Raw genomic sequence first — 14,031 nt, forward strand, 5'->3', positions numbered from 1 at the left:
TTTCAGCAAATGAATATACACGAATATCAAGGTAAAGAAATACTTAAAAGTTTTGGTGTTGCCGTACAAGAAGGCATAGTTGCCGAAACTGTTGAGCAGGCTGTAGAAGCTGCTAAAAAAATGAAAGCAGACTACAACTCTGACTGGGTAGTAATTAAAGCACAAGTACATGCTGGTGGAAGAGGAAAAGGTGGTGGTGTTAAGTTAGCTAAAAACCTTGACGAGGTTAAACAAAGAGCTACCGATATTTTAGGTATGCAATTGATCACACCTCAAACTAGTGCAGAAGGTAAAAAAGTACATAAAATTCTTGTTGCTCAGGATGTTTACTATCCAGGAGCTTCTGAAACAAAAGAATTCTACGTAAGTGTTTTATTAAACCGTGCCAGTGGAAGAAACATCATCATGTATTCTACCGAAGGCGGTATGGATATTGAAGAAGTTGCAGAACACACTCCTCACTTAATTTTCAAAGAAGAGATCGATCCTAAAGTTGGTCTTCAGGGATTCCAGGCACGTAAAATTGCTTTCAACCTTGGATTAAGCGGTGCTGCTTTTAAAGAAATGGTGAAATTTGTTACTGCGCTTTACAAAGCTTATGACAACACTGATTCTTCAATGTTTGAAATCAACCCGGTTTTAAAAACATCAGACGATAAAATTATTGCTGTTGATGCGAAAGTAGATTTAGACGAGAATGCTTTATTCCGTCATGCTGATTATGCAGCAATGCGTGATAAACTGGAAGAAGATCCAACTGACGTTGAAGCAAGCGAATCAAACTTAAACTATGTAAAATTAGACGGAAACGTTGGTTGCATGGTTAATGGTGCTGGTTTAGCTATGGCAACTATGGATATTATCAAAATTGCAGGTGGTGAGCCGGCTAACTTCCTTGATGTAGGTGGAACAGCTAACGCACAAACTGTAAAAGCAGGTTTTAACATTATCTTAAAAGATCCTAATGTTAAGGCTATTTTAATCAACATCTTTGGTGGTATCGTTCGTTGCGACCGTGTTGCTCAGGGTGTAATTGACGCTTATAAAGAAATCGGAGATATTCCTGTTCCAATTATATGCCGTTTACAAGGTACAAATGCTGTAGAAGCGAAAAAACTAATTGATGAGTCTGGTTTGAAAGTTTTCTCTGCAATTGCATTGAAAGATGCTGCTGCCCTGGTTACTCAGGTTTTAGCTTAGTTTATACAAAAAAGAGGAGACTCTTCGCGTCCGCTTTAAACGGATGCTTACTATATAAGAAATGCCAGTTGTGTAAAAGCAACTGGCATTTTTTTATGCCTTTTAATTTCTAAGATGCTATTCCAGCTTAGCCCCGTTTCTAATGGTCTTAAACAAAAAAACCTCCAGCAATTACGCCAGAGGTTCTTAACCAAATATAATTTAAACGAGCAATACAAATATAGGGACTTTTATGGTAAAACAAAACATTTACACCTTTTAAATCGACAAAAAACAAAAATAAATCATAATTAACTGATTAATAGACATAAAAATACGAATAAATAGCTTAAAATAACAACAAAAACATTAAAACATCAAATAAATCAAAATATAAAAGCCATAAAATATCATAATTTGAATAAAAAATAGATTATATGAATAAATAAATCAAAATAACCATCTATTAATATTAAAAAATGATAAAAAAACATGATTTAAATAAATAAAATACAAAAACACACTAAAATATTTTATCTTAACTCATTTTACCCCTAAATAACATGAGCTGCAATTTCATCTCTCCCGCCAAAAACTCAATTCTTCAATTTTAACCCTGTTATTTCTTAATTGAAATCATTATTTTTGAGCGCTCCACAAGAAAATCATGATTAAAAGAGAAAAAATAAAAAGCCTGTTAGAAACGACTGATTTTAACAGAGAAGTGACCGTAATGGGTTGGGTAAGAACATTCCGTAACAACCAGTTTATTGCCATCAATGATGGTTCCTGCATGGGAAATATTCAGATTGTTGTTGATTTTGAAAATACAGCGGAGGAATTATTGAAAAGAATCACCACAGGCGCAGCAATTGCTGTAACCGGACAATTGGTAGAATCTTTAGGTAAAGGTCAGCGTGTTGATGTAAAAGCAGCTTCTATCGAAATTCTTGGAGACAGTGATGCGGAAAAATTCCCTTTGCAGCCAAAAAAACACAGTCTTGAATTTTTAAGAGAAATTGCACACCTGCGTTTCCGTACCAATACTTTTAATGCTGTTTTTAAAGTGCGTCATGCATTGGCATTTGCGATACACCAATTTTATAATGAAAGAGGTTTTGTTTATATGCACACTCCTGTAATCACAGCATCTGATGCTGAAGGTGCGGGAGAAATGTTTAAGGTAACTACCCTTGATTTTGATCAAACACCAAGAACTGAAGATGGAAAAGTAGATTTTTCAGAAGATTTCTTTGGCCGTGCTACAAATTTAACTGTTTCTGGTCAGCTGGAAGGTGAATTAGCAGCAATGGCTTTCGGTCAGATCTATACCTTCGGCCCTACTTTCAGAGCTGAAAACTCAAATACGACACGTCACCTTGCAGAATTCTGGATGGTTGAGCCGGAAATCGCTTTCGCTGATCTGGAAGATAACATGCAGCTTGCAGAAGATATGATGAAATATATCATTACTTATGCACTGGATAACTGTAAAGAAGAAATCGAATTCTTAAATAACCGTTTATTAGAAGACGAAAAAACTAAACCTCAGCAAGAGCGTAGTGAATTATCATTGATAGAAAAGCTGAATTTCTGTGTGAACAACGACTTTGTTCGTTTAACGTATACAGAAGCAATTGCTATTCTGCGTTCGTCGAAACCTAACCAGAAGAAACAATTTAAATATCTGATCAATGAATGGGGAGCTGATTTGCAATCTGAGCATGAGCGCTTTTTAGTAGAGAAGCACTTTAAGAAACCAGTGATCTTAACAGATTACCCGGCAGATATTAAAGCTTTTTATATGCGTCAGAATGAGCCGGATGCTGAAGGCAGAAGAACTGTTGCTGCGATGGATGTTTTATTCCCTGGTATTGGCGAAATGATCGGCGGTGCACAGCGGGAAGAAAGAATGGATAAATTAACGCAGCGTATGGAGGAGATGAATATTCCACAGGAAGAATTGTGGTGGTATTTAGACACCAGAAGGTTCGGTTCTGCCCCACATGCTGGTTTTGGTTTAGGTTTTGAACGCTTAGTACTGTTCGTTACTGGTATGACCAACATCAGAGACGTCATTGCTTTCCCTCGTTTTCCAAAAAACGCAGAGTTTTAAGCTGTATAAATTATTAAAAAAAGAGGATGTCAGTAATGTCATCCTCTTTTTTATACAGCAATATTTAATTATACCTGCCTATTTTCTTAGTTTTAGGCATAAATTTCAAATATGAAAGCAAAAATAATTTTACCATTAGCAGGATTGGCACTGCTTGCTGCTTGTCAGAACAAAGACAAAGGCAGCACAGCTAATAAAGAGGCCAGGACAGAATTTTTTGATAAATCAGGAATGGATACCACGGTTACACCGGGAGACAATTTTTTCCAGTATGCCAATGGTAAATGGATGAAAAACACTGAGATCCCGAAGACGGAAACCGGTTGGGGTTCTTTCTATACATTATATAATGACAATATAAAAAATCTGGAACAGATCCTGACCAATGCTGCAAAAGAAGAGCATAGCAAAGGTAGCCTGGAACAAAAAGTAGGCGATTTCTATGCCAGTGGAATGGATACTGTGACCATTGAGAAATTAGGTTACACGCCTTTGAAGCCATTGCTTGCGCAGATCGATGGGCTTAAAGATTATAAAGAAGTAATCAGTTTTATTGCCGGTGGTTATAAAAATGGCAACGGAGATTTATTAGATTTCCATGTAGGGCCTGATGATAAAATCAGCAATAAAAATGCAGTGAACTTCGGTCAGTCAGGCATTACTTTACCAGAGCGTAGTTATTATTTCAATAGCGATGCAGAAACCAGGAAAATCAGAGCAGGTTTCCTGAACTACATCACACAGCTTTTTGTATTAACTGGTTCAAAAAAAGAAGATGCAGCAAAATCTGCTGACCACATTCTTAAACTGGAAACAAGTATTGCAAATTCACACTCCACTCCTGTTGAGTTACGTGATATTCCGAAAAATTACAACAAGTATTACCTGCCAGACTTTCAGAAACTGACTCCTGATATTGACTGGAAATCTGTGCTGGGCAAATTAGAGCTTAAAACTGACACCATCATCGTAGGTCAGCCAAAATACTACCAGGCGCTGAATAACTTATTGAAATCAGAGCCAATCGCTATCTGGAAAGAAAAATTAAAGTTCGATGCGATCAATAATGCAACCAATGCATTGAGCAAAGATTTCCGTACGGCAAGATTTGATTTCTTCGGTAAAACTATGCAAGGACTAAAAGAACCAAAAGAACGCTGGAAAACTATTGTAAGCAGCACAGACGGAAACATTGGTGAATTGCTTGGACAATTGTATGTAAAAGAACATTTTACACCAGAATCAAAGAAAAGAATGCTGGAACTGGTTGATAATCTTCAAAAGGTTTACAAATCAAGAATCGAGAAACTGGACTGGATGACTCCTGCTACGAAACAAAAAGCACTGGAAAAACTGAATGCATTCATTAAGAAGATCGGTTATCCTGATCAATGGAAAAAATATGATGATGTAGAAATTTCAAGAAATACCTATTTCGCAAACCTTCAGTCGGCAGAAAAACATGCTTACAAAGAAATGGTAGAAAAAATGGGTAAACCTGTAGACAAAAAAGAATGGGGAATGACCCCACCAACTGTAAATGCCTATTACAATCCATCTATTAATGAGATTGTTTTCCCGGCAGGAATTCTTCAGTTTCCTTTCTTTGATGCCAATGCGGATGATGCAATCAATTATGGGGCTATCGGTGCTGTTATTGGTCATGAAATGACACATGGTTTTGATGATCAGGGTAAACAATACGATAAAGACGGAAATCTGAAAGACTGGTGGACAGCAGCAGATGCTGCGAAATTCAAAGAAAAAGCCAAAAAGGTAGTAGAGCTGTACAATGGCTTTACTTTACTGGACAATCAACATGTAAATGGTGAGCTGACTTTGGGAGAAAACCTGGCAGATATTGGTGGTTTAGCGATCGCTTACCAGGCATTCAAGTTAACGCCGGATGGTAAAAGCGATAAAAAGATTGATGGTTTTACTCCTGATCAGCGTTTCTTTTTGAGCTTTGCACAGGTTTGGCGTATTAAAAGCAGAGATGAGTCTATGCGTGTCCGTTTAAAAACTGATCCGCACTCTCCTGAGATGTTCAGAGTTAACGGTGCTGTTTACAGCCTGGAAGCTTTCTACAAAGCGTTTAATGTACCGGCAACTGCAAAGATGTATGTTGCGCCTGCTAATCGTGTAGGGGTTTGGTAAACTATATATTCTGATCGTAAAAGGGGATGTAGCTGTAAAGACACATCCCCTTTTTGTATAAATAGATAAGTTAAACTAGTGGTTTGATTGCTGTGTATCTGTAAATGAATTCGCGTGTGCATAATCAATTGCAGTTACCCTGTAATCTGTAGGCGCAAAGCTGGAAGAAGTACTCAAAGCCATTCCCAGCTCAAATCTCAACGGATACGGGGTGTTCAACAAACTTCCTTCCGGAATATACGGGAAAGTCTCCATGTAAGATTGCATTACATTTGGTGCAATCCTTCTGTTGATATAAGCCCTGCTCAATTGATAAGTATGGCGTAAACCTGCCGCACCTAAAAGTTCAACCGCGCTTGCTACGGTTAAACGGTGATAGTTAAATACACGTACCTTTTTATCTTCTACTACTAATCCTTTCATCAAACTTGGATCTTGTGTAGCTACACCTGTAGGACAAGTATTGCTGTTACATTCCAGCGCCTGGATACAACCTAAAGCAAACATCATTGCTCTGGCAGAATTACATAAATCTGCACCCAATGCAATGTTTTTCACTAAATCAAATCCTGATGAAACTTTACCTGAAGCAATAATCTTAATGTGTTTTTTTAAATCGAAACCAGAAAGCACATCATAAACAAAAGCTACACCCTCTCTTAAAGGCATACCTACTGCATTGGAGAATTCTTGCGGAGATGCCCCTGTACCGCCTTCACCACCGTCCACGGTAATAAAGTCAACATAAGTACCTGTTTCTATCATCGCCTTGCAAATTGCAAAGAATTCACTTTTACGGCCAATACATAATTTAAAGCCAATCGGTTTTCCACCTGATAATTCTCTGAGTTTTTTCACGAAAGCAAGCAACTCTAAAGGTGTTGAAAATGCCGAGTGTGCAGGTGGGGAAATCACGTCAAATCCTTCTTTCACTAACCTGATCCTTGCAATTTCAGGAGTTACCTTTTTTGCAGGAAGAATACCACCGTGACCCGGTTTAGCTCCTTGTGAAAGTTTAATCTCAATCATTTTAACCTGCTCAGTTTTTGAACGCACACCAAAAGCATCATAGTTAAAGGAGCCATCATCGTTACGGCAACCAAAATAACCAGTTCCGATCTGCCAGATTAAATCTCCTTTTGGAGCGGCATGGTAATCACTGATCCCTCCTTCGCCGGTATTATGTGCAAAATTACCCATAAAAGCACCTCCGTTTAGGGCAAGGATGGCGTTCTGGCTCAGGGAACCAAAACTCATTGCAGAAATATTTAATATACTCGCAGAATACGGCTGAGCACAATCAGGGCCACCTACCAGTACTCTTGGATCTTCGTTCAATTCATGGTGACTGATCGCTGCAATACTATGGCTTAACCATTCGTATCCGTTTTCATAAACGTCAAGCTGTGTACCAAATGGAATCGTATCATTTTCTTTTTTTGCACGCTGATAAATCAACGAACGGTTTAATCTGCTAAAAGGTTTTCCATTCGTGTCGCTTTCTACAAAATACTGGTATACTTTAGGACGCAGATCTTCGGCAAGATATCTTAAGCGGCCTAAAACCGGGTAGTTTCGGACAATACTATGTTTTGGCTGGTAAAGGTCATAAATGCCCAATAAGATAATGGGACCTATAAAAATAAAGGCCCAGTAAAATGGTGGCCAGGCCAGGCTAATCATCAAAGTTGCCGTGACTAAAAATGCGGCAATCGCAATAAATGCTTTTCTCATACTCTTGTAATTACTAAATCAGGGGCAATAGTACGAACATTTATCAACGACTCACCCAAATTATCTGTAAATTTACATATGTTAATCAAAATATACCCGGAAAATCCGAATCCGAAAGCGATTGAACAAGTGGTTGAAATACTCAAAAAAGGCGGTATTATCATTTATCCCACTGATACTGTGTATGGATTAGGATGCGATATCACCAACCAGAAGGCGATAGAGCGAATTTGTCAGATCAGAGGCATAAAACCTGAAAAAGCGAATTTTTCATTTATCTGTTCTGACCTCAGACATATCTCTGACTTTGTTAAGCCCATAGACACCACTGTTTTTCGTTTGTTGAAGAAAGCCCTTCCAGGCCCCTTTACTTTCATCTTTAATGCGAACAACAATGTTCCGAAATTGCTGAGCTCGAATAAGAAAACTGTAGGAATCAGGGTACCTGATAATAGCATTGCAAGAGCAATTGTTGAAATGTTAGGCAACCCGATTTTATCAACTTCCATTAAGGATGATGATGAGCTGGTAGAGTATGCTACAGATCCTGAGTTGATTGAGGAGAAATATGAAGCTTTGGTAGATGCGGTGATTGATGGTGGCTATGGCGATAATGAAGCTTCCACTGTGGTGGATTGCACGCAGGGCGACTTTGAAATTATCCGTCAGGGAAAAGGAATACTGGAAAACTATTTATAAGAAGTTCACCAGTATTCACAAATACAGTATTTGTTCAGCAGCGTTTATGACGTAAATTTCGTCATAAACGCTTCAATATTCTCCTCTAGATTACCTGCCTCAATAGCTTTCACAAAGGCAGTACCGATGATCCCCCCGTTTGCATATTTACAGGCTTTATCGAAAGTCTCTTTACTGCTGATTCCGAATCCAATCATTGTTGGATTAGTAAGTTTCAGGTCTGCGATTCTTGAAAAATAAGCTTCTGTGGTATCCGATACTTGCAAGTTCTGCCCTGTTGTTGCAGAAGAAGATAATAAATAGATAAATCCATTGCTCAGTGAGTCAATTTTACGGATACGCTCTACTGAAGTTTGCGGTGTGACTAAAAATATATTGCTTAATCCGTATTTCAGGAAAACATCTTTATAAAATTCTTCATACTCTACCATCGGCAGATCGGGTACGATACAACCATCTACACCGACTTCAGCACAGGCTTTGCAAAAACGCTCTACACCGTATTGTAATACAGGGTTCACGTATCCCATTAACAATACCGGAATAGTGACTGTTTTGCGCAATTCTTTCAACTGTTCAAATAACAGGTTTAAGTCCATTCCCTGATCTAAGGATAATTTACTGCTGGCTTGAATAACCGGGCCGTCTGCTACCGGATCTGAATAAGGGAATCCTATTTCCAGCATATCTGCTCCTGCTTTTTCCAATGCAGCTGCAATTGCAACCGTATCACCTAAACCTGGGTAACCTGCAGTATAATATATGGATAGTATGTTATTCTTTTTCTCTTTGAATATTTTATTAATCCTGTTCATTTGATTGGTATGCTATAAGATATATAATAAGGCTGCTAAAAACCGAAATGCTTCATGTAAGTATCCATGTCTTTATCTCCCCTGCCAGACAAACAAACGACTACATTTTCTCCACCTTTAAATTTCATTTTCTCTAAATGAGCCAGCGCATGTGCACTTTCAATTGCAGGAATAATTCCTTCCATCTGGGTACAAAGCAAACCTGCATCCAGTGCTTCGTTATCTGTAACCGAAACATATGCTGCCCGGGTTGTTTTGAAAAGATGCGCATGCTGCGGGCCTATTCCAGGATAGTCCAGTCCGGCAGAAACAGAATGTGGTTCTACCACTTGTCCGTCTGCGGTTTGCATCAGGATACTTCTGCTGCCGTGCAATACACCTTCTTTACCCAGAAAGGTAGTTGCTGCCGAAAACCCTGTACTTACTCCTTTACCCGCTGCCTCAATGGCAATCAGCTTTACGTTTTCATCATTGATAAAATGATAGAACATGCCCATTGCATTACTTCCACCGCCTACACAGGCCAGAACATAATCAGGCTGATCATTTCCGGTCTGTTCGGTCAGTTGCTTTTTGGTTTCTTCAGAAATGATAGATTGAAAGATAGCAACCATATCGGGGTAAGGATGCGGGCCAACGACAGATCCTATGATATAATGTGTATCTACAGGATTATTGATCCAGTCACGCATGGCTTCATTGGTTGCGTCTTTCAGGGTTTTACTTCCTGACACTGCGGAAATTACTTTAGCACCCAGCATTTTCATCCTGGCTACATTGGGTGCCTGACGCTGAATATCAATTTCTCCCATATATACAACGCATTCCAGACCACGCAACGCGCATACTGTTGCTGTCGCTACACCATGCTGTCCGGCACCAGTTTCAGCGATAATCCGCTTTTTACCTAATTTCTCTGCCAGCAGGATCTGACCAATTGTATTGTTTATTTTATGCGCCCCGGTATGGTTCAGGTCTTCTCTTTTAAGAAAGATATTCGCATTGTATTTTTTTGATAACCGCTTAGCCAGGTAAAGCGGAGAAGGCCTGCCTACATAATCTTTCAGCAGGGCATGAAATTCTTTCTGAAACGCCGCATCCTCAATAATTTTGAGATAATTCTGTCTCAGTTCTTCTACATTCGGATAAAGCATTTCAGGAATGTATGCTCCTCCAAAATCTCCGTAATAACCTTTTTCATTTACAAAATAATTCATAGTCTTATCTTTTTATAAGTTGCAATAACAACTTTGTAATTTTTAAATTTTATCAAGCGCCTGTTTAAAGGTACTGAGTAATACGGTATTTTTTAATCCTGGTGAAAGTTCAAATCTGCTATTGACATCTATCGCATATAACCTTTCGTCTTGAATCATTTCCAGTTCAGCAAGCTGTTCCACTCCTATCCCACCGCTCAGAAAATAGGGTTTCCTGTTTTTATAGTTTTCCAGGAGCTGCCAGCTAAATGTTTTCCCCGAACCTCCATGATCCGCAGTCTGTGTATCAAAAAGGAAGTAATCTGTATAAGCCTGGTATTCATCCAGCGTATCAAAATCAAAGTTTTCATCAATTCCAAAAGCTTTGATTACTTCTGCATGCCCTTTCAGTGATTTGCAGTAAGCTGCGCTTTCCTGACCATGTAACTGAACAGCTTTCAATTTATAAGTTACGATCGCATTTTTCACAGTTTCCAGGTCTTCGTTCACGAATACACCCGTAGTTTTTATAATTGCCGGTATATTTTTAATCAGCGAAGGATCAAGATCTTCAATAAACCTTTTAGACCCTGAATAAAAGATAAAGCCGATATAATCGGGTTGTAAAGCAACAACCTCTGCTATATTAGCTGGTATTTTCATCCCGCAGATTTTCAGTTTGTGTTTCATCCGATCAGGTTCTGGAAACTTTTCAAAGCCATTCCACCAACCAGTGAAGATTCTGCTTCATAAAAACAATCTGCAAAAGATTGTTCTGGTTTAATTGTCTGAATCGCAATTGCAGCATTACACAACACCACATTATTTTGCGGATCAGTACCTGTGCCCTGCAATACGCTGGTAAAGATATGAGCTGAGGATTTAATCGTATCGCCACCAACAATTTCATGCACATCAAATTCCTCAAAACCAAGATCACTTACTTTAACCAGCGCCTCTCCGTTTTTACTGAATGTTTTAAAATCACACGTCAGTGAAACTTCATCAAAGCCATCCACAGCATGTATAATCGTATAGTTTTTATCTGTATCCTGGTAAAGATAAGCGTACAGGCGGGCAAGTTCAAGACTGAATACCCCTACGATCTGGTTTTTCGGCTGCGCCGGATTAACCATTGGCCCCAGCATATTAAAAAAGGTTTTAACACCTAAGTCTTTGCGTATTGGCGCCACAATTTTCATCGCAGGATTGAATAATGGAGCGTGGATAAAGCAGATTCCTGCGCGGTCCAGACTTCTTTTTAGTTCGTCCTGATCAGCAGTGAAAGTATAACCGAGGTACTCCATGACATTGGAAGAACCGCAGCCTGAGGACACCCCATAGTTACCGTGTTTAGCCACTTTATATCCTGCTCCGGCTACTACAAAAGAAGCGAGTGTAGAAATATTAAAAGTGTCTTTTCCATCACCTCCGGTACCGCAAAGGTCAACCAGTTCGTAATTGGAAAGATCGACTTTTACACAAAGGTCAAGCATCGCATCGCGGAATCCCTGCAACTCTGCGACGGTGATATTACGCATCCCGAAGGCCGTAATAAACGCCGCAATCTGCGAAGTATTAAATTCCCCTGAGGCAATTGCTATCAAAATCCGCTGGGCTTCTTCCCTGCTAAAAGACTTGTTTTCGAATAAGTGGTTGAGTATTTTCTTCATGGGGGAATCAAAAAAAAAGGGCTGCTTAAAAAGCAACCCTCAAAATATTGTATATAAAATAAAACGTACAAAATAGGGTTACACCGCGCTATCGCTGTGCCACCACCAAATGTTAAGTCCGTTTGTTTGTATCATTGTAAAACAAATATGGAATTGTTTTTGGAAAGGAACAACTATTTGTTGAATTATTTTTTTGAGAAGACAAATTACTTATTTACCATTACATTCGCATACGAACAAAAACTGTAATTCAAATGAGCAAACACAAATTCTGGGGTCAGATAACTGAAACCTTAATGGGCTATGCTGCTGATCAGAAATATAACATTCCAAATTTCAGCGAACAGGAGGTAGAAATATTTTTAGGAAGTGAGTTTGATGAAGATGGGGATGAAATTGATACTCCTCCAGATCAAACCAGTCTTGATGAATATGCAGATACATTTTCAGCATTCCTGAATAATCTTCCCAATGTACTTTTAACCATCAAAGCGCAAGGTTTTGAGCGTTATCAAAGATTATATGCACCTTATTATGAGCATGAACAAAAATCAGGAAAAGCGCCATTAAATATTGATACAGCAGAAAAACATTTTGAATACATGAGAGATATGCTGCAAATCAGGGTTGAGGATAATCAGACTATCATTATTCCGATCCGTTATCAATTGGATACAGAACATGGAATTGAGATCAGGCTTGAAAATAATGAGATTACATCGATTAGCGGAATTGGTGAGTCTTAAATAAATAACCAAAGGGTGTTTTTTTTTGAGAAAAACACCCTTTTTCAATGCGGTAGTTTATCTTTAAATTTTCCGTAAACCCAGGTTCCTCCAATGGCGCTGATCAAGGTAATACTGATGACGGTTGCCCCTGTGCCTATTTGTGCAAATAACGGCCCCGGACAGGCACCTGTAATGGCCCAGCCAAAGCCAAAAATCAAACCTCCGTAAATCTGGCCTTTATTGAAAGTCTTCGGTGTAAAAGTGATCATTTCACCATTGATAGTTTTGATATTAAATTTTTTAATGAGCCACACCGAAAGCATACCTGTTGCGATTGCACTGCCAATGACACCAAACATATGAAAAGATTGTAACCGGAACATTTCCTGAATGCGGAACCAGCTGATGACTTCGGCCTTGACGAAAACGACACCAAATGCGATACCTACCAGCAGATATTTTAGATTGTTCTTCATGATTAACCAAGTAAAAGGAAGTAAGGAAGAATAAAGTTCGCCATGATAAAACCACCAGCCATAAAACAGCAGGTAGCGACCAGAGAAGGCCATTGTAAAGTTGAAATCCCCATAATAGCGTGACCACTTGTGCATCCGCCGGCATAACGGGTACCAAAACCAACCAGGAAACCTCCGCCAACCATCATCACCAGTCCGCGCAAAGTAAATAGCGAAGACCAGTTAAACAGCTGTGCAGGAACCATCGAATGATAATCTGTGATACCATAGCTTGATAACTCAGTTATAAGTTTAGGGTTCAATACGATAGTTGAAGGATCAGAGAGTAAGGATGTGGCAATAAAACCACCCAAAAATATGCCCGCGACAAAGAAAAGGTTCCAGGCTTCTTTTTTCCAGTCATATTGAAAGAAAGGGATTTTAGCCGGTATACAGGCGGCACAGATATGACGCAGGGAAGAGCTGATTCCAAATGCTTTATTACCGATCAGCAGCAGTATGGGTACAGTCATTCCGATCAGCGGACCGGCAACGTACCACGGCCAGGGTTGTTTTATAAATTCAAGGATACTCATGTTTCTGGATTATGGAGTGGGTAAGTTCCATTATTTATTCGGCATTATAAAAAAATGGCCGGAGGTACCTTTTAAAAACGGGTGCCTCCGGCCAGCTATGAAATAGTTAAAGCGTTGTTTATTGCGCTACTTTAATTTCTACTCTGCGGTTTAATTCTTTACCTGCTTCAGTCGAATTATTGTCAATTGGTTTTGTTGCACCAAATCCTTTTACTGATAAATTACTGCCACTGATACCTGCATTCACTAAATATGATTTTACTGAGTTTGCCCGGTCTACTGATAATGACATGTTATGCTCAGGTGTACCTTCAGCCGAAGAGTTTCCGTAAAGAACAAATTTAACTGAAGGATCTTTTTTCATTTCTTTCGCTGCATTATCCAGGATCTGGAAAGAAGCAGTTTTCAATACGTCAGAGTTAAATTCAAACTGGACATTAGAGAAGTTAAAATTTGGTTTCTCTGGTACAGGAGTTTCCACTTTTTCTTCTACAGGGGCTTTCTCTACTGGTTTTTCTACCGGTTTTTCTACTGCTACCGGTGGATTAGGTTTTGCAACTATTTTCTTCGTTTTACAAGCTTGAAGAGAAAAGGCGAATAAGCCGATACCAGCTAATAGTAAGTGTGTTTTTTGAAATCTCATTTTCGTGTTTGTTTCTTATTAAAGGTTAAAATTTGTGAAT

The 14,031-nt window shown here is 39.0% G+C and carries 13 protein-coding genes; 5 read left to right on the forward strand and 8 right to left on the reverse strand.

Going from position 1 to position 14,031, the window contains the following annotated elements:
• The first annotated feature begins 9 nt into the window (after positions 1-9).
• The 3 genes from sucC to AB3G38_RS10880 all read left to right on the forward strand — a co-directional run bounded on the left by sucC (position 10) and on the right by AB3G38_RS10880 (position 5,452).
• Entirely contained in the window at positions 10-1,200 is a 1,191-nt protein-coding gene (gene sucC / locus AB3G38_RS10870) for an ADP-forming succinate--CoA ligase subunit beta (protein WP_367868495.1), read from the forward strand.
• Positions 1,201-1,846: 646 nt separating this feature from the next.
• Positions 1,847-3,295 (forward strand): asparagine--tRNA ligase, encoded by a 1,449-nt coding sequence (gene asnS, locus AB3G38_RS10875; RefSeq protein WP_367868496.1) that lies wholly within the window; start codon positions 1,847-1,849, stop codon positions 3,293-3,295.
• 111 nt (positions 3,296-3,406) lie between these two features.
• The gene (locus AB3G38_RS10880; protein ID WP_367868497.1) at positions 3,407-5,452 is read left to right on the forward strand and encodes a M13 family metallopeptidase; all 2,046 of its coding nucleotides are present in this window, start codon (positions 3,407-3,409) and stop codon (positions 5,450-5,452) included.
• Positions 5,453-5,527: 75 nt separating this feature from the next.
• On the opposite strand, the gene AB3G38_RS10885 is transcribed toward AB3G38_RS10880, so the two are convergent.
• Entirely contained in the window at positions 5,528-7,186 is a 1,659-nt protein-coding gene (locus AB3G38_RS10885; RefSeq protein ID WP_367868498.1) for an FMN-binding glutamate synthase family protein, read from the reverse strand.
• Positions 7,187-7,264: 78 nt separating this feature from the next.
• Here AB3G38_RS10885 and AB3G38_RS10890 point away from each other — a divergent pair, with 78 nt between their 5' ends.
• Positions 7,265-7,885: an L-threonylcarbamoyladenylate synthase gene (locus AB3G38_RS10890; RefSeq protein WP_367868499.1), complete on the forward strand. Its 621-nt coding sequence runs from the start codon at positions 7,265-7,267 to the stop codon at positions 7,883-7,885.
• A 44-nt stretch (positions 7,886-7,929) separates the two neighbouring features.
• Here the strand turns inward: AB3G38_RS10890 and trpA are convergent, their stop codons facing one another.
• The 4 genes from trpA to trpD are packed head-to-tail and all read right to left on the reverse strand — an operon-like array spanning position 7,930 to position 11,569.
• A complete protein-coding gene (gene trpA, locus AB3G38_RS10895; protein WP_367868500.1) occupies positions 7,930-8,700 on the reverse strand; it encodes a tryptophan synthase subunit alpha in 771 nt (256 codons plus the stop codon).
• A 35-nt stretch (positions 8,701-8,735) separates the two neighbouring features.
• Complete coding sequence (gene trpB, locus AB3G38_RS10900) at positions 8,736-9,917, reverse strand: tryptophan synthase subunit beta (RefSeq protein ID WP_367868501.1); 1,182 nt, start codon at positions 9,915-9,917, stop codon at positions 8,736-8,738.
• A 42-nt stretch (positions 9,918-9,959) separates the two neighbouring features.
• Positions 9,960-10,586: a phosphoribosylanthranilate isomerase gene (locus AB3G38_RS10905; RefSeq protein WP_367868502.1), complete on the reverse strand. Its 627-nt coding sequence runs from the start codon at positions 10,584-10,586 to the stop codon at positions 9,960-9,962.
• The gene (trpD, locus tag AB3G38_RS10910) at positions 10,583-11,569 is read right to left on the reverse strand and encodes an anthranilate phosphoribosyltransferase (RefSeq protein ID WP_111636232.1); all 987 of its coding nucleotides are present in this window, start codon (positions 11,567-11,569) and stop codon (positions 10,583-10,585) included. Before trpD ends, AB3G38_RS10905 begins: the two co-directional genes overlap by 4 nt.
• 254 nt (positions 11,570-11,823) lie before the next feature.
• Between trpD and AB3G38_RS10915 the strand changes: the two genes are divergently transcribed.
• Complete coding sequence (locus tag AB3G38_RS10915) at positions 11,824-12,315, forward strand: hypothetical protein (RefSeq protein WP_367868503.1); 492 nt, start codon at positions 11,824-11,826, stop codon at positions 12,313-12,315.
• 44 nt (positions 12,316-12,359) lie between these two features.
• Here the strand turns inward: AB3G38_RS10915 and AB3G38_RS10920 are convergent, their stop codons facing one another.
• The 3 genes from AB3G38_RS10920 to AB3G38_RS10930 form a co-directional block, all read right to left on the reverse strand.
• Positions 12,360-12,773: a DUF6691 family protein gene (locus AB3G38_RS10920; protein ID WP_367868504.1), complete on the reverse strand. Its 414-nt coding sequence runs from the start codon at positions 12,771-12,773 to the stop codon at positions 12,360-12,362.
• A 2-nt stretch (positions 12,774-12,775) separates the two neighbouring features.
• The gene (locus AB3G38_RS10925; RefSeq protein WP_367868505.1) at positions 12,776-13,348 is read right to left on the reverse strand and encodes a YeeE/YedE family protein; all 573 of its coding nucleotides are present in this window, start codon (positions 13,346-13,348) and stop codon (positions 12,776-12,778) included.
• 118 nt (positions 13,349-13,466) lie between these two features.
• Complete coding sequence (locus AB3G38_RS10930; RefSeq protein WP_367868506.1) at positions 13,467-13,991, reverse strand: OmpA family protein; 525 nt, start codon at positions 13,989-13,991, stop codon at positions 13,467-13,469.
• Between the last annotated feature and the right edge of the window lie 40 nt (positions 13,992-14,031).

It is taken from the genome of Pedobacter sp. WC2423, assembly GCF_040822065.1.
GTDB lineage: Bacteria > Bacteroidota > Bacteroidia > Sphingobacteriales > Sphingobacteriaceae > Pedobacter.